General features: G+C 59.5%; 22 protein-coding genes. 4 read left to right on the top strand and 18 right to left on the bottom strand.

What is annotated here, in order from left to right:
• Positions 1 to 104: 104 nt before the first annotated feature.
• The 4 genes from O8B93_RS10030 to O8B93_RS10045 all read right to left on the bottom strand — a co-directional run bounded on the left by O8B93_RS10030 (position 105) and on the right by O8B93_RS10045 (position 4,277).
• Positions 105 to 587: a hypothetical protein gene (locus O8B93_RS10030; RefSeq protein WP_269709660.1), complete on the bottom strand. Its 483-nt coding sequence runs from the start codon at positions 585 to 587 to the stop codon at positions 105 to 107.
• Between the two features lie 89 nt (positions 588 to 676).
• Positions 677 to 1,219, bottom strand: coding sequence for a hypothetical protein (locus tag O8B93_RS10035; RefSeq protein WP_269709661.1), 543 nt, complete (start codon positions 1,217 to 1,219; stop codon positions 677 to 679).
• Between the two features lie 233 nt (positions 1,220 to 1,452).
• Entirely contained in the window at positions 1,453 to 3,321 is a 1,869-nt protein-coding gene (locus O8B93_RS10040; protein ID WP_269709662.1) for a tyrosyl-tRNA deacylase, read from the bottom strand.
• A 56-nt stretch (positions 3,322 to 3,377) separates the two neighbouring features.
• Positions 3,378 to 4,277 (bottom strand): hypothetical protein, encoded by a 900-nt coding sequence (locus tag O8B93_RS10045; RefSeq protein WP_269709663.1) that lies wholly within the window; start codon positions 4,275 to 4,277, stop codon positions 3,378 to 3,380.
• A 735-nt stretch (positions 4,278 to 5,012) separates the two neighbouring features.
• Here O8B93_RS10045 and O8B93_RS10050 point away from each other — a divergent pair.
• Positions 5,013 to 5,708 (top strand): hypothetical protein, encoded by a 696-nt coding sequence (locus O8B93_RS10050; protein WP_269709664.1) that lies wholly within the window; start codon positions 5,013 to 5,015, stop codon positions 5,706 to 5,708.
• Between the two features lie 47 nt (positions 5,709 to 5,755).
• Here the strand turns inward: O8B93_RS10050 and O8B93_RS10055 are convergent, their stop codons facing one another.
• The 11 genes from O8B93_RS10055 to O8B93_RS10105 form a co-directional block, all read right to left on the bottom strand.
• Entirely contained in the window at positions 5,756 to 6,979 is a 1,224-nt protein-coding gene (locus O8B93_RS10055; protein ID WP_269709665.1) for a DUF1501 domain-containing protein, read from the bottom strand.
• 2 nt (positions 6,980 to 6,981) lie between these two features.
• Positions 6,982 to 8,475 (bottom strand): DUF1800 domain-containing protein, encoded by a 1,494-nt coding sequence (locus O8B93_RS10060; protein ID WP_269709666.1) that lies wholly within the window; start codon positions 8,473 to 8,475, stop codon positions 6,982 to 6,984.
• Between the two features lie 76 nt (positions 8,476 to 8,551).
• The gene (locus tag O8B93_RS10065) at positions 8,552 to 9,001 is read right to left on the bottom strand and encodes a periplasmic heavy metal sensor (RefSeq protein WP_269709667.1); all 450 of its coding nucleotides are present in this window, start codon (positions 8,999 to 9,001) and stop codon (positions 8,552 to 8,554) included.
• The gene (locus tag O8B93_RS10070) at positions 8,998 to 9,438 is read right to left on the bottom strand and encodes a hypothetical protein (RefSeq protein WP_269709668.1); all 441 of its coding nucleotides are present in this window, start codon (positions 9,436 to 9,438) and stop codon (positions 8,998 to 9,000) included. The genes O8B93_RS10065 and O8B93_RS10070 overlap by 4 nt, the downstream gene beginning before the upstream one ends.
• Entirely contained in the window at positions 9,435 to 9,977 is a 543-nt protein-coding gene (locus O8B93_RS10075; protein WP_269709669.1) for an RNA polymerase sigma factor, read from the bottom strand. The genes O8B93_RS10070 and O8B93_RS10075 overlap by 4 nt, the downstream gene beginning before the upstream one ends.
• Positions 9,978 to 10,126: 149 nt before the next feature.
• Positions 10,127 to 10,870: an aspartate/glutamate racemase family protein gene (locus tag O8B93_RS10080; RefSeq protein WP_269709670.1), complete on the bottom strand. Its 744-nt coding sequence runs from the start codon at positions 10,868 to 10,870 to the stop codon at positions 10,127 to 10,129.
• Between the two features lie 11 nt (positions 10,871 to 10,881).
• Complete coding sequence (locus O8B93_RS10085) at positions 10,882 to 11,700, bottom strand: ABC transporter permease (protein WP_269709671.1); 819 nt, start codon at positions 11,698 to 11,700, stop codon at positions 10,882 to 10,884.
• Positions 11,701 to 11,703: 3 nt separating this feature from the next.
• Positions 11,704 to 12,615, bottom strand: a complete 912-nt coding sequence (locus tag O8B93_RS10090; RefSeq protein WP_269709672.1) for an ABC transporter permease — start codon at positions 12,613 to 12,615, stop codon at positions 11,704 to 11,706.
• Between the two features lie 233 nt (positions 12,616 to 12,848).
• Positions 12,849 to 14,138: an ABC transporter substrate-binding protein gene (locus O8B93_RS10095; RefSeq protein WP_269709673.1), complete on the bottom strand. Its 1,290-nt coding sequence runs from the start codon at positions 14,136 to 14,138 to the stop codon at positions 12,849 to 12,851.
• A 30-nt stretch (positions 14,139 to 14,168) separates the two neighbouring features.
• On the bottom strand, positions 14,169 to 15,254 hold the full coding sequence (locus tag O8B93_RS10100) for an ABC transporter ATP-binding protein (protein WP_269709674.1): 1,086 nt from the start codon (positions 15,252 to 15,254) through the stop codon (positions 14,169 to 14,171).
• Between the two features lie 226 nt (positions 15,255 to 15,480).
• On the bottom strand, positions 15,481 to 16,461 hold the full coding sequence (locus O8B93_RS10105; protein WP_269709675.1) for a 3'-5' exonuclease: 981 nt from the start codon (positions 16,459 to 16,461) through the stop codon (positions 15,481 to 15,483).
• Between the two features lie 191 nt (positions 16,462 to 16,652).
• Here O8B93_RS10105 and O8B93_RS10110 point away from each other — a divergent pair, with 191 nt between their 5' ends.
• Entirely contained in the window at positions 16,653 to 17,555 is a 903-nt protein-coding gene (locus tag O8B93_RS10110; protein ID WP_269709676.1) for a hypothetical protein, read from the top strand.
• A gap of 36 nt (positions 17,556 to 17,591) precedes the next feature.
• On the opposite strand, the gene O8B93_RS10115 is transcribed toward O8B93_RS10110, so the two are convergent.
• From O8B93_RS10115 to O8B93_RS10125, 3 genes are all read right to left on the bottom strand, one after another.
• Positions 17,592 to 18,005, bottom strand: coding sequence for a hypothetical protein (locus O8B93_RS10115; protein WP_269709913.1), 414 nt, complete (start codon positions 18,003 to 18,005; stop codon positions 17,592 to 17,594).
• Positions 18,006 to 18,173: 168 nt separating this feature from the next.
• The gene (locus O8B93_RS10120; protein ID WP_269709915.1) at positions 18,174 to 19,067 is read right to left on the bottom strand and encodes a lytic transglycosylase domain-containing protein; all 894 of its coding nucleotides are present in this window, start codon (positions 19,065 to 19,067) and stop codon (positions 18,174 to 18,176) included.
• Between the two features lie 428 nt (positions 19,068 to 19,495).
• Positions 19,496 to 21,280 (bottom strand): methyl-accepting chemotaxis protein, encoded by a 1,785-nt coding sequence (locus tag O8B93_RS10125; protein ID WP_269709677.1) that lies wholly within the window; start codon positions 21,278 to 21,280, stop codon positions 19,496 to 19,498.
• 283 nt (positions 21,281 to 21,563) lie between these two features.
• On the opposite strand from O8B93_RS10125, the gene O8B93_RS10130 reads away from it, so the two are divergent.
• Both O8B93_RS10130 and O8B93_RS10135 read left to right on the top strand, forming a co-directional pair.
• Positions 21,564 to 22,154 carry a methyltransferase family protein gene (locus tag O8B93_RS10130; RefSeq protein ID WP_269709678.1) on the top strand — a complete coding sequence of 197 codons (591 nt, stop codon included), beginning with the start codon at positions 21,564 to 21,566 and terminating at the stop codon, positions 22,152 to 22,154.
• Between the two features lie 137 nt (positions 22,155 to 22,291).
• On the top strand, positions 22,292 to 22,765 hold the full coding sequence (locus tag O8B93_RS10135) for a VOC family protein (protein ID WP_269709679.1): 474 nt from the start codon (positions 22,292 to 22,294) through the stop codon (positions 22,763 to 22,765).
• The last annotated feature ends 239 nt before the right edge of the window (positions 22,766 to 23,004 follow it).

Raw genomic sequence — 23,004 nt, forward strand, 5'->3', positions numbered from 1 at the left:
CGTATCAGACACTATTGCGACAGGGATATGAAGGGGCTGACTGCATCGACGCCGGAAAGTGGGCCGACTTTCCGGCGTCGCTCGATAATTATCCGGCAAAGGGCCTATCGCTCGGTCGGCAACAATGCGGTGAAGTGCGAAATCCAGCCATTTTCATCCGTGCCGCCGGAGAAACCCGTTGCTTCCCAGATGATGTGATGGCGGTTGCTGCCGTTGTGAATGGTTACCGCAGCGGCGATGGGGGTCGGCGATCTCCACGAAAAATTGCGGTTCGCACCCGGCGTCAGATGGCTGAGGGAGTCAAGCTGGACATCGTCGAGGAAGAGCACCGTGCTCATCTGGGTCTCATAGAGGTTCTGCCAGCGCGCCTGCGCCAAGGCATTCGCCGCCTCGACGAGAAGATTGCTCTGACCCACGGGATCAGCCAGTGCCGCCTGGCGCCACGCGGCGAAGATATTGGTGATCTCCGCCGTACTAAGCCCGAGGCTCGAGAGGAATTCGATGGTCTGGGCATTGCCGAACGCATTGTAGCCCGCTTCACCGAAAGGCCGGATATGCTTGACCACGAAATTGCTGAGAATTGGCATGTGTGTCTCCTTTGGACATGGGCCACTTGCTCCCGGACTTTGACGAGCGGGATGGGTTGGCGTTTATTGAGGGTTGATTGTGCGCCGGCTCAGGCGAAGATGACGGCCGTATGGGCGGGCGTTGCCAGGAACTCCTGCAGGCCTATCCGCGTCTTGGTGCCGCCCCGTCCAGCCGGCCACGGATCGCGGATGTGAAGCTGGAGGCCTTTTCCTTCCTCCGTGTAACCGTAGACGAGGTAATAATGGATATTCGTACCGATCACGAAAACCCGGTTGTTGTCGATCTCGCGCCGCACGATATCGACCGTCAGAGCGGGGACGAACTGGCCGCCCGTCGTCCCGTGGTCGAAAGCGTTCCACTGGCTGGACACCAGCTTGACGACCTCGCTGTGCGGATTGGCGCCGCCCATCTCGTCGACATCACCGGATTGATCCAAAATCTGCGCCAGCTCCCAGCGCTCCTGAACCTGCGGATCGACCGTCGCAAGGGCTGCGGTGTTGCGCCTTGCGATGGCATATTGCGTGGCGGCTGCAAGCCCACGATAGGCCCGCACCATCTGCTCCACGGCGGCGAAGCACCAGGATGGCGTCTCCTGGGCGATCAACGCGGGAGGGTTATTGACTGTTGGCATTGGTCTTCTCCTTCCTGGAAATGACGCGGTCCGGGTTGCGCTTCGATGGCGTCCGGGGCCGGTCCTTGGTTGGCATCGGATGAATGTTGACGTCTGGGTGGTTCGGCCGTCCTGCCGGCATAGTTGCCGACAGGACACTGCCCATGATCCAAGCCCTTTGGGGGACGGCTGCGGCTGGGATCATGGAGACGCTTCCTGCCGGGCCGGAGCAGGAGCGGCAGTCTCGGAGCGGATCAGGCGGTTTTGTTCAGATCCTGGCGATAGGCCTGCAGCGACGCGATTTTTGCGTCCGCAGCGGCCTCGCGTTCCGCGACGATGGCCGATACCTTTTCCGAGGCTTCTGCCATATAGTTCGTCAGTTCAGTGCCGGTGAGATATTTCCCCTGCAGCTTGTTGAGCTTTGACCATCCGTCCGCAAAGCTGCGGTTGAACCTGTCGCTGACGGTCACGACCGCATACCACTGGGCGGTCTGCCTGACGAAGAACTCGTTGACGGAGCGAACGAGCTGGGCCAGGCGGTTCTTGCGAATGACCTCCAGCTCGGCCACATTGTCGATCGCGTTGATCTGGTGCTGGGCATCGTCGGCCACCGCCTGCATGAAATCGGCGAAGCTCTTGAAGAAAAATGCTATTTCCTCAATGATTTCCTTCATGCGTTTCAGCGCCGTAATGCTGACGTTAAGGGATTGGACCGCAAGCTTGATCTTGTCGTCTTCAGCCTGCTTTCCCTTGAGCAGAGCGTTGATCTTTATGAGTTCGGCGGCCTGGGTGCGGCGTTCGTTCTCATAGGATTCCGCCTTGTCGATCATCTTCATCTGCATTTCGCGCAGGCTTGCGGCCTGTTGCTGCTGCTCGTCGGTGAGTTTGCCGAGCCCCTTGTCGAGGGCGTCGAGCGAAGCCTGCAGGCTGGAAATCAGGGTCTGCTGACTTGCAATCTTGTCCTCCTGCGCTTTCAGTTCCGAAGCGCGCGCGGTCAGACGTTTATCGAGCTCGGCTAGCTCCACGGCCTTGCTCGATTTCGGATCAGCACCCTCGGCGTCTTTCGCAAGTGTCGACCTGCTGTCCTCCAGCGCCTTTATATCCATTTTCAGGGTGTCGCGTTTTTCCTCGCTCTTGCGCAGTTCGGCCTTCTGCTCGGAAAGCTTGCTCTGCGTGGCGGCGGCATCTGCCTTGCTGCCGCCGTCCGTGGGCGCGCGGGAGCCGCTGCCCTGCCCCTGCCCGTCGGCATCCTGGCCGCCCTTGGGCTGTCCCGAAAGCGCGCCGCCGACCGACGAGGCCAGCATGGAGGCCGGACCGCCCGCCACCATGGCGATGGCGGGAATAGCGCTTGAAATCATCTGTGCGCCAACCCGGACGATCGACATGATGAAGGCACGCTCTTCCGCCGTATTGGCCCGCTTTTCATATTCACGGGCCTTCTTTTCGAACTCCGCGACCTGCACCTTCAGATCGTTCACAAGCGATTCCAGCTGTTGACGCCGCGCGTCAGCCTCCCGGATTTCCCGCTCCATCGTCGCCTTGTCCTCGAGACGCTTGCTCAGGACCATTTCGCTCGCATCGGTGATCTGTGCCGTTGCCTTGATGATGCCATCATAGGTGGAGGCGACCTCAAGGAGATCATTCCGCACTTCCAACGCCTTATCGCGGATATTTTTCGCGAGCTTTATCAAGTCGTTGGAGACGAAGGCCTTGATCTCGCCCTGGTCATTTCCCTCCCGGACGTCCAGCCAGTCCGGGAAGAGGTCGTCGACTGAAAGACGGATACGACCGGCAATATCCATCGCATGTTTCATGGTGATTTCACTGTTCTGCTGCGCCGTTATCAAGCTGTCCATGATGGCGCTGATGCGGCCGCGAATTTTGCCTTCCTCCTGCGGCGTGGTGTTATAGGCGATGTAGAGCAGGTCGATCGCATTGTCGGTGTCGCGCTTGGCGCGCTCGACATCGTATGTTCCCTGGATCTTGTCGACATAGGTGCGGACCAGCGCCGTGTCGGCCTTGGGAAGGCTGAATTCCGGCTTCGAAACGATCGCCTCGACATCGGCATCGATCGCACTGTTGAGTTTGGTTTCCCGGCTTTCGAGAGTGACGACATTGTTCATTTTCAGGCTCCTGTTGAAGGGTGAAGGGTGGTTACGGAGGGTCATGGCGTGATCGTTCACGATCCGCATTGTTTCCTGGCGTCATCCGGCAGCCCGGCCTCGGTGGAGGAGATGAACTGTGGCACGTCCTTCGTCAGGCCCTCGATCTCGGCGGAGAGCCGGTTGACCTGACGTATTTTCGCGTCATCGGGATTGACGTCGCTTGCTTCCTTGAGGGCATTGGTGAAGTTACCCACCTGAACGTTGAAATCCTGGACCTTGACGTTGATGGTGGAAATCGCCGCTTTGAGCCTGGTGATCTGCTCTTCCAGATTTTTCACTGCTCTCTCGTTTTCCGCGTGGCTCTGCTGTGCCGCCGCAAGCTGGCGGCGATTGTTTTCAAGCTGGTTGCGAACGCCTTCAAGAGCCGCCCGGGCATTGTCCAGCCGCGGTTGCGCGATGCGGTATTCCCTCTCCGCGTCGTTCATCCAGCCCAGCGCCTTGACCGCGGCGTCACCGGCCTGGCAAATTCCCGGCAGGAAGAAGAGGACACCGCTGCAAATTCTTACTCTCTTGGCCTGTTCGTCCATTTCGCTTCGGGCTTTTTCGAAGGTGGCCTGACGCGCCCTGACGTTCTCGCCCTCGGATTGAACGAGATCCTCATAGCCCTTCACGCTGGTTTCGGACTGCACCACCTGCCGCTCCAGCTCAATCTGCAGGTACTTTGCCTGGCCGAGTGCCTTCTCGTGGTCGGCGCTGATCTGCTGCTGCGTCGTCAGATGCTCCATCAGGCATACGGAGCGGCGACCGAGCACCTCTCGGCTTGCTTCCGCCTGTTCAAGTTTCGACTGGAAAGCCGCCGTCTGTTCGGCAGTAAGGGTGGCGGCGTTGGCAGGGGACGACCAGCCCAGTGAAGGGAGATCACCCTGCATCGCGATAGCGGCAAGGCCCGCAAAAATAACATGTCGAAGTTGCATTGTTTCAGCCTCCTTTGGAGAATTGGGGATGGACAAAATGCATGATGGAGCTCTGAGCACCGCGCGGCATCGCCGCCGGCAGGCCCACAGACATGGCAGTCATCTTCATGTGTCAGATGGTTTCGGCTCCGTGCTTCGCCGATCTCCAAGCGCCGAAAAGCGACCCTCAAAGATTGTATTCCAGACAAGCCAGCGGCGAACTCAAAGTCCGAATCTTCATAAAATATTGCAATGAAAACAGACGATAACACTATTGTTAGCGCCGCTCCCGCAAACCGTCTCAAAAGGGCACATATTTTAAGGCGCCGCTTAATACTCAATTTATGAGAGTGTTTTTTAATACCGCTCAACAGGATGTCGGGGGAGTGCAACAAATTGCACGCATCTTCCACACCGGAACCTTTCTGCTGCCACGCCCGCCCGCAGCGGCCGTCGACAGCGAACGGAACTCACGCTTTGGACTTCACCGCAAAGTAGCGAAGACCGAGAAGCCAGGGGAGAGAGGTATCCGGAAAAGCAGTCACCAAGCTTCCAAAAGCTTTCCCGAAAAGGGACTTTACCCGGCTTCGACCGGACGAGCTTCGGGAGAGGCTGGGCCTCGTTGCGGACCGGATTCTGAAGGATGACGCCTTTGACGATGCCGTCACTTATCTCTGCACGAATATACCGGCTGTCTTCAAACAGGAGCAACGACTGGTTCGCGCCCTCGGCGACTTCGGCGCCTTCGCGACCGTGATGTGTGCCGCGAGCCTCGGATCGCCGTCCGGCGCGCAATTCACACTGGCGGCGGTTCAGGCTGTCGTGGTTCCGGCCGGCTGGATATCCAGCCGCAGGACACGCGCCTTGATCGACTGGCTGGAACTGGAACACGCCGCCGCCCGCCATCCGCCCGGTCGTGACTATCGCGAGCGGCCATGGTCGCTAAACGGCTGGCTGATTGCCGCCGTCGAGAGGCTTACCGAAACCTATCTGGTTGCGGCCTCGCCATGGCGGATCACCGCGACAGGGGAAATGCCGGAGGAAAAATCCACGGTAACGAATATGATGAGAGGCGGGGTCAGCTGGTTTCTGGGGAATGCACAGGAATTGCCTGCCTCTTCGGAGGAAATACGAATGTTTCTGGGGCATGCGCCCGGCTTTCCATTGCTACTGGACCTGCTGCTCGCTGCCCGAAGAGGCACATGCGGTGCGACGGGCTGCGAATTCTCCCGCAAGGCGACGGCGCACGCCTATGGGGTCAGCCGCGCCCATATCACGGCGTTGCTGGCCCGAGCCGAGCGGTTGAACTTCTTGAAAAGAGACGGCGCGCGGGTCGTCCTGAGCGATCTGACATTTCAGAATGTGCAGCGCGATCTCGCCTATCAGCTGGCATTCGTCGTTTTATGGTTGGAGATGACGAGTGGTCCCGACACCCCCGGAATGGCGCTGTAGGCCGCAAGGCCCACGGCGCCTGTTGCAACAGCAACATGAGGGGGACCTCAGACGATAAGGCCCTTCAGGGGACGGATAAGGTCCGATCCGGGAAACACAAGCTTGTCCAGCGCTCCGGCACTTGCGCCGAGATGATCGATGGCGAGCCCTTTGATCACGGCGCGCAGATCGGTGGTCGCGGCAAGGTCGCGGCCGTCACGCAGCTGCGCTTCCTTAAGGCCCGGCCAGTCGGCGATGACACGGCCGCCGCGGATGCTGCCACCGGCCAGAAAGGCGGTGGTGGCGGTGCCGTGGTCGGTGCCTTCAGTGCCGTTGATGCGCGCGGTGCGGCCAAATTCCGTCGCGACAAGGATCACCGTATCCTTCCACACCGGCCCCAGTTCCTGTTCGAAGGCCGCAAGGGCATTATCGAGACCGGACAAAAGCTTGGCGAGGCGATCGACCTCCTGCGCATGGGTATCCCAGCCCTCGAAGGCGAGCGCCGCCACGCGGGGACCCTCCGGATGGGCAATCAGCCGTGCGGCGCCGCGCGCCATCTGCTCCATTCCCTGCGGATCGCCGGGGCCGCCGCGCGCCTTGATGTCGACGCCCGAGGCGATCCTGCCGGTCTCCACGCCTTCCGCCAGCAGGGCGGCGAGCATGGGGTCCGTCTGGCCATAGAGATCGGCAAGCCGGGGTGCCAGGTCACCATCGGCGGGTCGCAGCACGGATGGCGCCCATCCAAGGATCGGCGCCTTGCCGCGAATGACGAGCGGTGCGCTGGCCCCGATGGCAAGCCCGCTCACCCGGTCGCCGGCAGCGGGATTGATCGTTTCTCCCGCCGGCATCTGCTCCAGCAGCCGGTTGAGCCAGCCGCTCTCGACATGGCCGGGTGTCGCAAAACCGGATTCGAGAACATCCTGTCCGTCAAAGTGTGATCGGTCGCGATAACCGGTGGCACTGGCATGCACCACGGCAGCCTCACCCTTGCGATAAAGCCGCTGGAAATTGCGCAGCGAAGGATGCAGCGCGAAATAGCCATCCAGCGCCAGTGCCGGGTTTTCTCCTTCGGTTCGCAGCGTCAATTGCTGCCTTAGCGCTTCGTAATCGGGATCGCCGACCGGCGGCACGGCGGTCAGCCCGTCAAGCGCGCCACGCAGGATGATCGTCACGAAACGCGGATCGCGCCCGGAGGCCGCATGGGCAAAACGCGGCATGAAAGCCCAGGCAAAAAGAGCGCCGGTTGCACCGAGAACGGCGCGGCGGGTGGGGGAGAAATCTTCACACAGCATGGTTAGCGCCTCTGAAATTCGGGAGAAAGGAAAGCGATGGTCAGGCCCTGCGGCTTGGTTTCCGCGCGCTGGACGGCCTGGGCGGTCTCACGCGTGAGAAGCGGGCCGAACCGATCGGCAACAAAGTCACGGGGGTCGATGCCGCCGGCGACCTGATGGGCGAAAAGGCTCGCGGCATCGATCCGCGTTGCCAGCCCCTCGGATGAACCCCAACTATCGCTCACGTCGGAAAAACCGTTCGGCCCGGAGGGATCCCAGAAGGGTTGCCCCAGCGCCTTCAACACCGAAACGATCTGCTCGGGTTTCGGCTTGACATCGCTGCTGCGAAGCACGGCGGTGACGAAATCGAGCGGTGGCCGCAACTTCTTGAGAGCAGGATCCCAGGCTTCCTCCGCATCCAGCATGGCAAGATAGGTGGCGGCGAGATCGCCGTGGGATTTGGTGTAGGCAGCGGCGATCTTGGCCACCAGCGCTGCAGGCGGCTGGTCGCTGACGAAGTGCCGCGCCAGTTTGAAGGCAAGGTGACGGGCGGTGGATGGGTGATGGGCGAGATCGCGCAGCGCCCGCCGCCCCTGCTCCACGCCGGCATCGGCATAGGTGATACCCATCACCGCGTGATCACCCGGCTCGTGGCTGTTGGCATTGAAACTGAAACGCCCGACCGGCCCCGGCTTGTTCTCGTCGCGATAAACGGTCCAGCCGGTGATGATGCGGGCAAGCTCGGTCACGTCAGCCTGATTGTAACCGCCATCCACGCCCAGCGTGTGAAGTTCCATGATCTCGCGGGCCAGATTTTCATTCAGGCCGCGCTTGCCGTTTTTATTGGCCGGTGAGTTAGGACCGATCGATTGCTGGTTATCGAGAAAGAACAGCATGGCCGGATGGGTTTCCACGGCAAGCAGCATGTCCTCGAAATTGCCGAATATATGCGGACGTATGGCTTCGCGCTCGAAGGCGCCGGCGAGCATGTGCACATCACCGCCCTTGCCGATGGCGACGGAGAAGTGGTTTGCCCAGAACATGGCGAGGCGTTCGCCAAAGCCGATCAGCGGCTGGCGGACGGTGCCATTAAACCGCGCATCGACCTCCGCCAGCAATATCTGCTGTGGCAGATAGGGTCTCTTATTGGCCATTTCGGCCGGTTTGTCTTTTGGCATGGGTGGCGATATGGTCGGCGCGGCCACCATTCCGGCCTTATCCATCCTGTTGTCCGGATCCGCCATCGCCTTGTCCACGGAAACGGCGGTCACCGCCGGTTTTTCGCGCTCGGCTTTCACCTGCTTGTTAAAGGCAATGAGCGAGACCATGAGATCGGCGCTCGAGTGCAATTGCGGGCCAACCGGGATCGGCACAGCATGTTCGGTTACTTCTGACCGCAAGAGATCGCGTGGATCATCCGCAATTGCCTGCAGGTCTCCTTGCCGGGCACCCAGACCGAAGCGCCAGAGGCACAGCGCGGCATCCACTTGACTGGAATTAGGCGTCGTATTTGACATGGCCGATACGAACTCCGTTTCGTTATCGGCTCTTTAACGGCGTGGATATCGCAAATCCGTCGCCGTTCAATTGTGATCATTTCGTGGCAGGCTTCGGCGCCTCGCGGGAGAGCAGACCTTCCGCGAGACGCCGTCTTGCATCCAGCGAAAGCGTGCGGGCAGATTCCACTGCCTGAATCTCGACCGCGGCACGGACCTCGTATTCAGCCTTGCGGGCGCGCTCCAGCGCGTCGGACAGTGCTTTTGCGTCGAGAGTATCGGCGCCCATCAGCGAAGCAGCCTCGATGCGGGCCTGCCGCGCTTCGGCCGAGGTTTCGCGCATGGGTTTGCGTGCGTCGCTGAGGGCCTGGCGAAACGCCTCCCGCTCCGCCTTGGGCAGTTGCTCGCCGGCAAGCGGCATCCTTGAAGTGGAAGCTGCGGTATCGTTGCGCAGATAGACGAAACCGGCCCCGGTGAGTGCACAGACAAGGAATGTATTGGCGACGAGCAGCACAACGACAATCCAGCGGAAATTCTGATCGGTCATTTCGCGTCCTCAGCCAACTCGTTTTCACTTTGCAGATTTCCGAATGCCGTCAGATTGTCGCCGAACGAGAAGGACGGCGGCGGGTTGAGATTGATGACGGCGACGGCACCGGTCAGGGCACCCGCAAGGCTGATGCCGACCATGCCGGCGCCAAGCCCAAAACGGACGAACCGCCGGTGGCGCGACAGCCGGGATCGGCCTTCTGCGAGAATTCGTCCCTGAAGGGCGGCGGAGGGGGCGACCTTGGGCCGGAAAGCAGCCAAGGCGCGGTCCAACTGCGCCGCGTCGCTGAGCAGACGCTGACCATCGGCTGTTTCGGAATAAAGCTCGGCTTTCGCGCGACGATCCTCCGGCCAGCGTCTTGGATCGGCGCCATATGCCGAAACGAGGGCGGAAAATGCCTGCCCATCCATGCCGTCTTCCCTCGACCCGCTCATGTCTCATCCTCGTTCAAGATTTTCTGCAACGCTCTGCGCCCGCGCGACAGAAGACTTTCCAATGCGTCGACGCTGACATGCATGATGTCGGCGGCTTCCCGGTTCGACATTTCCTGATAATAGACCAGAATGATCGCCTCCCTTTGCCGCTCGGGAATAAGGGAGAGCGCTCGCCCGACAGCCTCGCCCTCGTCGATATCAGCGCCGCCGGTCTCCGGTGACTGGCGCGCATCGGCGAGGTCGGATGGCTGGGCGACGGATATTTCACGTCGCTTCCTCAGCCGGTCATAACACAGGTTCAGCGCCACACGGTGTATCCACGTATCGAACCGCGCAGCGCCCTGCCGCCATGTTCCCGCGTGTTTCCATATCCGCAGAAAGGTTTCCTGCGCAACATCCTCCGCCTCGACGGGATCACCCAGCATGCGGCTTGCCAGGGCCATGATCCTCGGCAATTTCGCCTCAATCAGTGTCCGCATCGCCCTGATATCTCCGGCCGCGACATCTGCCACGAGCTTTGCATCGGGGTCGCTCACCATGCTTCGGTCGAATCTCCGTTGCGGTCCTGCAAGGCCGGACAAGACATGTCGATAAATGACGTTTTACACGCAATTTTCGACTTTAACGGGGAAAGGTGCGAAAATCCGTCGCAGAGTTTTGATATTTTTTCAGCAATGACAGCGCTGTATCAAACCGTCATGCGGTCCGGCCGGAATGCCTCCAGCAGGCCGTAATAGGGCTTGGCGACCGGAGTGGCATAAGCCCCGCGTTTGGCGGTGGAAAGCCCCATGGAAACAAGGGATTCTGCCTGCTTGACGGCGGCTGCGACACCATCGATGACAGGCACGCCGAATTCGGCGCGCAGCTGGGCGGTCAGGTCTGCCATGCCGGCGCAGCCGAGAACGATTGCCTCCGCCCGGTCTTCCTTCAGCGCCAGCGCAATCTCCTGCCGCAGCCTTTCGCGGGCGTTCGAAGTGGGGTCCTCAAGTGACAGTACGGGAATATCGGCGGCCCGCACGTTGCAGCGGGCGGACATGCCATAACGATGAACAAGATGTTCGAGCGGCAACCGCGACCGTTCCATCGTGGTGACGATGGTGAATTTCTGCGCGATGAAGGCGGTGGCGGAGACCGCCGCCTCGCAGAGGCCGATGACGGGAATATCGCAAAATGCGCGCGCCGCATCGAGGCCGGTATCGTCGAAACAGGCGATGACGGCCGCATCGACACCAAGCGCCGGAGCCTTGGCAAGTTCGAGCAGCAGGCCGGGCACGGCAAAAACCTCGTCATAATAACCTTCGATGGAGACAGGCCCCATCGAGGAGGTCACTGCGAGAATTTCCGTATCCCGGCCGACCACCCGCATGGCGGCGTCGGCGATCGTTGCGGTCATGGATTGGGTGGTGTTGGGATTGACGACGAGGAGGCGCATTGGACGTTTCTTTATCCGCGTGAATGGCGGCGGTTGAGGGTGACGATCAGGCCAAGCGTGGCCGCAATCACCAGAAGGGAAAACAGCGTCGTGACGGCACCCAGCGCATAAAGCACCGGCGTCGTGACATTGGTGGTCATGCCGTAGATTTCCAGCGGCAGCGTGTTGTAGGTGCCCGCCGTCATGAGTGTGCGGGCGAACTCGTCATAGGACAGCGTGAAACCGAAAAGGCCGACGCCGATCAGGCTCGGCGCGATCATCGGCAGCACCACATGGGCGAAGGTCTGCCAGGAGGACGCACCGAGATCGCGGGCGGCTTCTTCATAGGATGGGGAGAAGCGGTTGAAGACCGCGAGCATGATGAGCACGCCGAAAGGCAGCGCCCAGGTGAGATGCGCGCCAAAAGCTGATGTATACCATGAAGGTTCAAGCCCAAGCTGCTGAAAAAGAACACCAATGCCGAGCGAGATGATGATCGACGGCACCACGAGGCTGGCGACCGAGAGGTAAAAGAGTGGAGTCGCACCGATAAATTTGCGCCGGAAGGCAAGGCCTGCCAGCAGCGAAACGAGGACGGTGACGGTCATCACCATCAGCCCAAGCCCGAAGGAGCGGCGGAACGAGCCGCCGAAATCGCCGACCGCCTGCTGTTCGAAGAGATTGCCGAACCAGTGCAGCGAAACGCCGTTCAGCGGAAAGGTCAACCCGCCATTCGGTCCCTGAAAGGCGAGGATGAGGATGGCCGATAGCGGGCCATAGAGAAACAGCACGAAGAGGGCGAAGAAGAAGGCGAGAATGTAGAATTCGCGGCCGCGTTTTTCCTGATGCATGGATCAAAGCTCCTTGCGGATATCGACGATGCGCAGGATGCCCGCGACCATCAGAAGAACGAGGATGAGCAGGATGACGGCGTTCGCGGCTGCCGCCGGATATTGCAGCAGCGACATCTGGTTCTTCATCATCAGCGCCACCGAGGCGCTCTGGCCACCGGACATGACCTGAACGGTGGAGAAATCCGCCATGACCAGCGTCACGACGAAAATGCTGCCGATGGCCATGCCGGGCTTGGCAAGTGGGATGATGACGTTGCTGAGCGTCTGCCATCCGGTCGCGCCGGCGTCACGCGCCGCCTCGATCAGCGATTTGTCGATACGCATCAGCGTGTTGAAGATCGGCGTGACCATGAACAGCGTATAAAGATGCACCATGGCCAGCACCACGGCGAAATCGGAATAGAGCAACCACTCGATTGGCTCAGGAATGATGCCGGTGCCTATCAATGCGCTGTTGACGAGACCGTTTCGCCCGAGAACCGGAATCCACGAAATCATGCGGATGATGTTCGAGGTCAGGAACGGCACCGTGCAGACGAGAAACAGCACCATCTGCATGGTGGTGGTGCGAATGTGGAAGGCGAGGAAATAAGCCACCCAGAAACCGCAGAACAGCGTGATCGCCCAGACGATGGCGGCGTATTTCAGCGTGTTGAGATAGGTCTGCCAGGTGACCCACGAGCCCAGCGTCTCCAGATAATTGAAGGTGACGAAATCTGGATACATCTGGGCGAAGTCGTAATCCCAGAAGCTGACGACGGCGATCATGAGGATCGGCAGGGCCAGGAAAAAGCCGAGGATCAGGAAAAGCGGAGCGGCCTGCATATAGGATACGAGCTTTGGCGGCAGGGCGAAGCTGCGGGACGGCTTTTCCTTTTTGTCGCTGACGCCGATGAGTCTGACCGTCACCATGGGGAGCCTTTCGCTGGATTTGCAGAAGTACCGGCGGCAACGCCGCCAGCGAGCATGTCGATAAGCCCTCCACACCCTCGTCGTCATCCTCGGGCTTGACCCGAGGATCTAACCACGTCTGATGTGGTGGTTCGTTAGATCCTCGGGTCAAGCCCGAGGATGACGGATGAGAGGTGGGGGCCTGTCGTTGCAATTGACCGGCGGCGCTTGCCGCCGGTGTCGTCCTAAAAGCATCAGGCCGCGATGAACTCGTTCCAGCGGCGGACCATGTAGCGGTCTTCGTCCATGACGGAGTTCCAGCAGGCGACCTTGCCCATGCGTTCCTCGAAGGAACCGCCGTCGCGCACGGCGCCGGCCTTTTCCATGACCTTGCCATCGGGCGCGATGATATCTCCCTGCGCGGCCTTGCCTTCCACCCAGTAACCCCACTCGTCGGCGGACATGTGTTCCTTGGCTGTTTCCATGGCGGCGGAATAATAGCCCTGACGGTTGAGGTAAGCGCCGACCCAGCCGGAGGTGTACCAGTTGATATATTCATAGGCCGCGTCGAGCTTCGCGCCGGACAGGTGCTTCGCAAGGCCAAGACCGCCGCCCCAGGAGCGATAACCTTCCTTCAGCGGCTGGTATTTGCAGGCGATACCCTTGGAACGGACGGCAGCAACGGCCGGCGACCACATGGACTGGATGATGACTTCGCCCGAGGCCATGAGGTTGACGCTTTCATCGAAGCTCTTCCAGAAAGCGCGGAACTGGCCGTCCTTCTTGGCCTTGATGAGGAAATCGATGGTCTTGTCGATCTCTTCCTTCGTCATGTTGCCCTTGTCGGCATATTTGATGTTGCCCATGGCTTCCATGATCATCGCCGCATCCATGATGCCGATGGACGGGATGTTGAGGATCGAAGTCTTGCCCTTGAACTTCGGGTCCATGATATCGGCCCAGCTGCTGATATCGCGGCCGACCAGATCGGGACGGATGCCGAGCGTATCGGCATTGTAGATGGTCGGGACCATGGTGAAATAATCTGTCTCACCCTTGGCGAAGGTCTTGTCGCCGGGCTTCTCGACGTAACCGACCGTGTGCGGCGCGGTGCCCTGTGCAACGACGCTGTCAGGCTTCAGCTTGCCGTTTTTGAACAGCGGCACGATCTTGTCGTAATATTTCAGCTTCTTGATTTCCATCGGCTGGATGACGCCGGCCGGATAGACCTTCTTGAGGATCCAGTATTCGATATCGGCAATATCATAGGAATTCGGCTGGGTGACGGCGCGCTGAGCGGCCGCATCCGAATCCGTCGCCGTCATTTCCAGCGTGATGCCAAGATCGGCCTTGCACTTTTCGGCAATGGCGTTGAGGTTAGAGACGCCGGTGCCGAACTGGCGGATGGTGATGGGGTTCTGTGCCCAGATGGTCGGGAAGCCGGTGATGAGGCCGGAGCCGATCGCCGCACCTGTCGCGGCCGCGCCTGCCTTCAGAAGGCCGCGGCGGGACAGGCCCTTCTTGCTGTTGGTGATATCGGTCATTTCAAAGTTCTCCTCTGGTTATTTTTGGGGTCACTTCTCTACCCGGCCGAGCACGATGGCATCGGCCGCATTCCATGAAAGCGGTATGGCGTCGCCGGTCCTGACCGGATTTTCGAAAAAGGCGGCATCGCTGAGGATGACGTTGAAATCCTCGATACCTGCGCCGGTGACGGCGATCTTCACGCTCGCGCCGCGATATTCGACATTCGAGACGATGCCGGTGAAACCGAGGCCCGGCTGCTCAGCTTCGCCGACGCGCACACGGTCGGTGCGCACGGCAATATCGACCGCACCGTCATCCGGGGCCGTGCCGCTGGCAATAAATGTGCCGCCGCCTGCCACTTCAAGCGTCACGAGATCACCCGTTTTTTCGCGATAGCGGCCGGAGATGACGTTATGATCCCCCATGAAACGGGCAACGAAAGCGGTGGCCGGGCGCTCGAATACCTCACGCGGTGTGGCTGCCTGCTCGATGCGGCCGTCATTCATGACGACGACGATATCGGCAAGCGCCATCGCCTCTTCCTGGCTGTGGGTGACGTGCACGAAGGTGATGCCGAGCGAGGTCTGCAGCTTCTTCAACTCGGCGCGCATGCGGATCTTGAGAAACGGATCGAGCGCCGAAAGCGGCTCATCCAGCAGCAGCGCCTCCGGATCGGTAATCAGCGCCCGCGCCAGTGCCACACGCTGCTGCTGCCCGCCCGAAAGCTGGGCCGGACGCCGGCTGGCATAGGGTTCGAGCTGCATCAGCCGCAGCATCTCCAGCGCCTTGTCACGCCGGCTCTCCTTGTCCGTACCCTTCATCTTGAGGCTGAAGGCGACATTGTCGACGAGATCGAGATGCGGAAACAGGGCATAGGACTGGAACATCATCGCCGTGCCGCGCCGCGCCGGCGGCAGATCGGTAACCACCACATTGCCGAGCCTGATATCGCCGCTGGAAATGCTCTCGTGCCCGGCAATCATTCTGAGCGTCGAGGTCTTGCCGCAGCCCGATGGCCCGAGCAGGCAGCAATAACTTCCCGCCGGTATCTTGAGGCTGATCGCATGCACGGCGGTGGTGGTGCCGTAAATCTTGGATACGGACGCGATGTCGATTGCGACGGCTTTGCTCATAAACACTCTCCTGCGACATCTTTGTCATGCAGGAGGCGTGCCAATCGGCTTAGCCATTGATATAACAAGAGGTTTTTAAGGCGCTCGACCCGTAGCCCAAATAGCTGCTTAAATTTGCAGCGATTGTTTTCGATCGATTGGCAAAATTGTATTCAATCTGACGCCAGATTGTAGATATTCTCCGTAGGGAAACACTTGGTGCGGCGGCAGCCGGAAACCGCCTTGCCTATCCCGCCCTGAAGCGGTCGAAGGCTGTGAGATGTTTCACGGTCGGATCGGCATCCCAGCGGTAGATTTCAGTGCGCAGGAAATGCAGTTCCTCTTCCAGCTTCTCTTCCGGCAGTTCCACCCACCAGGATTTCGGCCGGCCATCGGAACCATCGGACCAGCGATACCCACGCTTCTTGAGGTGATCCTTCATGTCGAAAGGGCTGTTTTCCGCGTAAATCCGCACCCGTGAACGCCCGCTTGCTTCATAAAGCTCGGCAAAAGGCGTGGCCTCCTGGCCGGGGCGGGTTTGTTCCAGCACCTCCAGCAGGGCGAAACAATCATCCACCGCGCGATGGCCGTCATGGAAATAGCCAGATTGCCCGATCAGATAACCAAGCTTGTTGCCTTCGAAACCACGCACCCGCCAGTCAATTTCCGAAACGGAACAGGCCCAGGCTTTGTTACGGAAGATCGGCGAGAAGGCCTCGCAGAATGGACGATCAAAGCCGGCATTATGGGCGATGATCAGATCGGCATGGGCAATGAGAGAGGTCAGCCGCGCCATGTCGATAGACTGTCCGGTCACCATTTCGTCGGTAATCCCCGTCAGGCGGGTGATGTCTTCGGGAATGGCAATAGCCGGCTGCCGCAACCCGCCATAGATGCCAGTGACATCACCGATCGCACCCTGGTCATCGAAGGTGAAGGTGATCACCCCGATTTCGATGATCTCATCCGTGCGATAATCAAGGCCCGTCGTTTCCGTATCGAGGATCACGCCCTGGCGCGGAAATTCCGGCCTTGGCCTGTCGACGACCGGACGCGGCTGCAGCCTGCGCAGGACACGATAATTGCCGGTGGTTTCAAGATGCGCGGCAAGTGCCTCGTCATCCATGCCGGTCTTTGGCGCCGCGTCGCGACCACCCGGCTTTCGTCCCTTTTCAGCCTGAGGAAGCCGCGCGACCGCGGGGGCAAAAAAATCCATCTGGGAGGTCATTATGCGCGTGTCCGTCGTGCCCGGAAATCAAGATTCAGTACTCCAACATATGCGCAGAGGCTCACAGTAACAACAGCGCTCAGCCTCATCCACAGGAACGGGATATTTCACAGGGTACAGTTGAGGGTTGCGACTTCAATTTACGATGGTAAAAAAAGCACACCGTTCCCGTGTTTCAGGAGAGAAGAAGAATGCCGCTTCCATCACCTTCCAACCCGAAAACGCTTGCCGACCAGGGCCAATTGAAGCTGTTTCCGCTGCAAAGCGGCCCGCATTTCGCCAATGTAGGTCTCAGCAACGGGGCGAGCGGCATTGTTTTCACGGGATATACGCGCGATGCGAGCGTGGACAATGAAGCCTTCTCCTGCTGCGGCAGCTACACCCTGCGCAACTCCGTGCATGCCGCGATTGCCGGCACGACCAGCGACAATTGCACGGTCTTTGCCCTGAAAAGCATCATCAACCAGCGCCCCTGCCTGGCGGTCGGAAAGTTCGACCCGGATGGCAAGCCGCTGGAATTGTCGAAGTCGGAGTTCGATCAGGTCACGAAACCGCTGTTCCAGTTCGCAGACAAGGTTTCACCGATCCTCGGCAGCGAACCGGCGCCGGGCATTCAGATCCGCAGCGGCGACGCCTCCTATAATTATCAGGTCGATGCACGCAGCGGCCGCTTCCGCTTCACCTATAAGGACAGTATGAGCGGCGGTCGTTACGGACCTTCGGCCGACGGCAATGTCACTCTCGAGCACGACGGTCATCGCCTCGCCAAAATAAGTGCGAGCGGCAGCTATAGCAGCTCGGACAATTCGATTGCCGCCTCGGCCTATCGGGATATCGATTCCCGCGGCTTCGAGACGACGGTGCGCAGCGGCCAGGCTTCCGCCATGTTCGGAAGAACCTATACGGACAACGCCATCACCCGCAAAATGGGTGTCGGTTACGGCAACACCTCGTTCCGACGCGAGGATACGCCGGGCGGAACGATCAAGGAAAGCCTCGGGCACAAGCTGGACAAGGTCACGCTTGAAGTCTCCCGCACGCGCGACCGGGCGAAGGGCACCGAATATATGCTGACCATCAAGATGGAGCTTTGAGACATCGGGCAACCGGGGCGGTTGCGACGGACCGCCTCACGAAGCCGGGCGATTGAGAATATCCGCGCAATTGGCGGGATTACCGATGATCTCGCTCGTTTTGATGGTGGAGGCGGCATTCGCGGTGATCTTGATGATGCAATCGCGGCGATGTTCCTTGATCTTCATGCCCTCGGTTTCCGAAATCCGCGCCTGTCCGTCCACGGTCCTGATTTCGCGCCGGTTGCTGAGCCCGGCATAGGTCTCCACATCGACCTTCAACCAATAGGATTCGGTTTCGCCGTTTTCGATGATGACCTTGTTCGGGCGGCCGAGCCGTGCGATTGCGGCATCGCGCGGTTGCCCCACGAAACCCGCAACCGTGCGGGAAATCCCCATCTCCCCGGTGCTGGTGCACGCCGCAACAACGACCAGAACGGCCGCGAGACATCCGGTTTCAAACCACTTCATTTCCAGAACATTCCCCACACCTGCAGCCAACCCCTGTTGGCCAGCATTGGCGGCAAATCTATGCACGATCATGTCGCCCCGAAAGATGGCACGGCCGCAAAGCCGATCAACTTGTTATGATCGCCGTGCCTGTGGAGGGAAGAAATATCGGTCCGGCGCTCGCCGCTGCTAACGGTTGCGGAACACGGTGCAGGGAACGCCCGCCCGCCTGATCTCGCCACACAGCGTGTTGGCTTCGGTGCGGGTCTCACGGCCGATGCGGGCGGCATAACGCGGCCGCGAGCCGAAATTCCCGCCCCGCTGCCGCACGATCAGGGCTCGTTCGGCATTCAGCGGTTCCGAAAGCTGCAATATCGCCCGGGTGAAAAGCCGGTTGGCCACACCAGGATTATAATGCGCGGCAAGCTGCACACCCCAGGGCGCCCAGTCGGCCGAGGCGATGAGAACCGGATCGTTCATGGTGCGGGTATCGGCCAGACGCACGCAGGCATCAAGAAACGAAAGGTTGTCATCCAGCGCCGGAGCCGCCTTTTCCGGCGGATTGTCCTTCCAGTTTTCCACGGGATATCCGGTGATCGCAAACACATAGTCGCGGGTTTCCGTCGGCAGACGGCCGGTGGCGATGAAATTCCGCAGCCCAGCCTCGCCGGCATTATAGGCTGCGGCGGCAAGACCGAAATTACCGAACTGCACGTTCAGTTCCGACAGGTAGCGCGAGGAGGCCTCAAGGGCGGCGATAATGTTGAAACTGTCTTCGAGACCACGCAGCCGTGCCGTGCCGGGCATGAACTGGGCAATACCCTCCGCTCCTTTCGGACTGACGGCACTGGCCCGGAACAGGCTTTCCCGCCAGATCAACCGGGCGAAATAATCAGGCGGAACGGCGTGGCGGGTGGCGAGAACCTCGATGGCGCGGCAAAGGTCATTATTGTAACTGCCGGCATTGATGCATAGTTCCGGCGCGACATCATGGGAATAAGCGCAGGCGGTCTTTTTCTGGGCGGGCTCCTCGGCTTTCGCCGCGCCGGAGGCTGAGAAAAGCAAACAGAAGGCGAGAGCCATGCGGCTGGTTGATATTCCTGCCAAGCGAGTGTCCCCGAAAACTCCAACCGTGATGTGCCGATTATCCGTCAATGGGGAAGATATGCCCCGCTTTCGGGCTTGTCATCAGATATCGAACACCGAAAAAGACCAAACCAATCATGCCGACTTCATCCTCGGGCCTGCCCACTGCTGTCCGGTTTTTGACAGAGGCCTGAAGCTGGTTGGGAAGAGTAAACATCCCTTCGGCGTCATCCTCGGCCCTGTGCCGAGGATCTAATCACGTCAAATAAAATCAATCGGTTGCAGATATCAGGGACAAGCCCGAGCATGACGTTGGAGAGTTTGGTACGATCTGTCATCCCACATCCACCGCTATGCTTCAGTGCGCGGATGACGTCGAGAGAATGTGCGCCCTCAGTACCGACTTGAGGGCGACTTAGCCTGCCTTAAAAGTCCTGCCACTCCTCATGCTTGATAGCAACCGCAGCCGAACCGCGTGCCGCAAGCGGGCGAGATGCACTATGGCGCGCGCTTACAGGCGTGGTCTGCTGCTCGAAGCGGTTGCGCGAGGAGGAGGTCGATCGTGGCGCATCCTCGAACCGGAATTGCCCGAGAAGTTCGAACAGCGCCGCAGCTTCCCGTGCAAGGCTATGGCTTGCGGCAGTCTGCTCTTCCACCATCGCCGCATTCTGCTGGGTGCCCTGATCGACCGTATTGACCGCCTGGTTGATCTCGGCAAGCGCCGTGGACTGTTCGCGGGCAGCCTCAACGATGGCGACGACATTGGTGTTGATATCGCGCACCTGCTCGGCGATCTCCTGCAGGGCCGAACCAGCCCTGGTGACAAGGCCGACACCGTTTTCCACCTGCGCGCCCGAGGCATTGATCAGGCTCTTGATTTCCTTCGCCGCGGTTGCCGAACGCTGGGCGAGTTCGCGAACTTCCTGCGCCACGACGGCAAAGCCCTTGCCCGCCTCCCCCGCACGCGCCGCTTCCACACCCGCATTCAGCGCCAGAAGATTGGTTTGGAAGGCGATCTCATCGATTACGCCGATGATGTTGGAAATCTCGCGCGACGATTTTTCGATCTGGTCCATCGCGCTGATCGCGTCACGCACCACCTGGCCGGAATGCTCCGCATGGTCGCGAGCGCGGGCGACGATCTTGCCGGCCTCGTCCGCCCGGCGGCTGGAATCATTGACCGCCGTGGTGATCTCCTCAAGAGCGGCGGCCGTCTCCTCGATCGAAGCGGCCTGCTGTTCGGTGCGTCTGGCCAGATCATCGGCAGCAGAGCGTATCTCGTTCGAACCCGAGGAAATCGCACCGGCATTTTCGGAGACCAGCGTCATGGCCTTCTTCAGCTTTTCCGAAGCCGCGTTGAAATCCGTGCGCAGTCTTTCAAGAGAAGGAATGAAAGGCTTGTCGATGCTCTGCGCAAGATCGCCTTCAGCAAGATCGTTGAGGCATTGCGCCAGTTTCTCGACATTCTCGACGCGGCCGGTCACGTCAGTGGCGAATTTGACGACCTTGAACACCTTGCCGTTCATATCGAAGATCGGATTATAGGAGGCCTGGATGAAGACCTTGCGGCCGCCCTTGCCAAGCCGCATGAACTCGTCCGCAACGAGATCGCCTCCGGCAAGCCTCTGCCAGAACTGCTTGTATTCTGACGATTGTGTATAGGCCGGTTCGCAGAACATGGAATGATGCCTGCCCTGCACTTCACTGAGCGAATACCCCAGCGCCGCCAGGAAATTGTCGTTGGCGGTAAGGACCTCGCCCTCAGGGGAAAATTCGATGATGGCCTGCGCCCGCGACAGCGCATCGATCTTGCCCGCATCTTCCGCCGCCTTCAGCTTGCGTTCGGTGATATCGGTGGCGATCTTGACCACTTTCACCGGCTTGCCACGGCGAAACACCGGATTATAGGAGGCCTCGATCCACACTTCGCGGCCACCCTTGCCGATGCGCTTATATTGCCGCTGATCGAACTGGCCGGACGCAAGCTTGGACCAGAAGGCCTTGTAATCCGGTGACGACACGACGGAGGGCTCAACGAACAGGCTGTGATGTCGGCCGACGATTTCGGCAAGCTCGTAGCCGAGCGCCCGGCAGAAACTCTCATTGGCTGTCAGAATCTTTCCCGAGAGGTCGAATTCTATGATGGCCTGGGATTTGGAAAGCGCGGCGAGAACCGCGACAGCATTGGCACCACGATCAAGAATAGTCACGCACAGTCCTCCGATGAAAGTAAAGTTCTTATCGAAAATTATTCATGAATATTATGATTGCATTATTAAATAATATTTAAGGATAATATTGACTTTCGTCATCATGATTGAGGCTGCGCGACGAATGCCGGCAATTTCCTGACCCATTTTCAAAACGTGGCGCAATCGCACTTGGCCGATGTCATGACGATGCAATAGTCATGTCTCGATTTACGTTCCGAGTCGGAGGCTTGCCTTTTCTGGAGATCGCAGGGCTCGGAAATGCTTTCGGGGGGGAGAAGACATGATCGACATGATAGCCGTGCTTGCTGTGTGGGCTTATATCGGCGGATTTTTATTATTGACGGCCCGGCTGGCGACGCGATCGGGTGAGCCGATCTGGCTTTTTGCAAAGGGTCGTGAGCGGCAAACTGTTCCCGCCATGCTTTTCCGCTTTGCCTTTTTCCTCGGCGCCCTTCTGCCGCTTGTCACGCTCTGGCTGGAACCGCAATACAGCATCTGGCTTCTGGAGCGCCGTGATGCTGGCGCAGTTATCCGCACCCTTGGGCTGGCGATGGTACTGGCGGGAAGCGTGATCGCACTTTACGCACAGCATTACATGGGCAAATCATGGCGCATCGGCGCCGCTGAAGGCTATCTCGGCACCATCGTCGATACCGGACCTTTCGGCCTTTCCAGAAACCCTGTTTTCGTCGGGCAGATCATGCTTTTTGTTGGACTGACGCTGGTATTCACCTCGGTCCTTCAGCTTGCCGTCGCCATCGCCCTCATTGTCGCGGTGGTGCTGCAGGTCAGCATCGAGGAGCGCTTGCTGACCAAAGAACTCGGCCCGGCCTATGATGCCTATCGGCGCAGGGTGAGGCGCTGGCTCTGACCTTCGGCGCGACCGCGGGACCGGAATTTTCGGAACGTTTTCCGCACGGCCGCATTTTATGCCTGATAGGGGACGGACAATCGGTCGCTTGAATTTCCGGTGGCTGGGACAGAATTCAACTTGGGAGGATCATGCACATGGAGAAGAACACGATCTGTATCTGGTACGACAAGGATGCGGAAGCGGCCGCCAGATTTTATGCCGAGACATTTCCCGATAGCGCGGTGACGGCCGTGCATCATGCGCCGAGCGACTATCCCTCCGGCAAGAAAGGTGACGTGCTGACCGTGCAATTCACGGTAGCAGGCGTTTCCTGCATCGGCCTCAATGGAGGACAGGCCTTCAAACAAAGCGAGGCTTTCTCATTCCAGATATCGACCGAAGATCAGGAAGAAACCGATCGCTACTGGAACGCCATCGTCGGTAATGGCGGTGAAGAAAGTGCCTGTGGCTGGTGCAAGGACAAATGGGGAGTCTCCTGGCAGATTACGCCGCGCGTACTGATGGAGGCCATGGCCGCCGGTGGCGCGGAGGCCAAACGCGCCTTCGACGTGATGATGGATATGAAGAAAATCGACGTCGCCGCCATCGAAGCCGCACGTCGCGGTTGACACAAACGACCGACTCAGCAGCAAGTAGAGAAGTGAAGACGAAATCTCAAAATACTGAAAAATAAAGAAAAAATCCGATTTCTTTGATTTAAGTCACGTTCACTGCCGCGCAGAACACCCTGCGCGGCCAGTCATCATAAAACGTTCAACAAAATGTAAGCGATCCGTCAAAGACGGCTGTTAGCAGAGCCCGTGGCTTCGTGCCGGGGACGTGATGTCCTTGCCGAATAGGCCATCAT

This window comes from Martinezella rhizogenes, from assembly GCF_027460065.1.
GTDB lineage: Bacteria > Pseudomonadota > Alphaproteobacteria > Rhizobiales > Rhizobiaceae > Agrobacterium > Agrobacterium rhizogenes_C.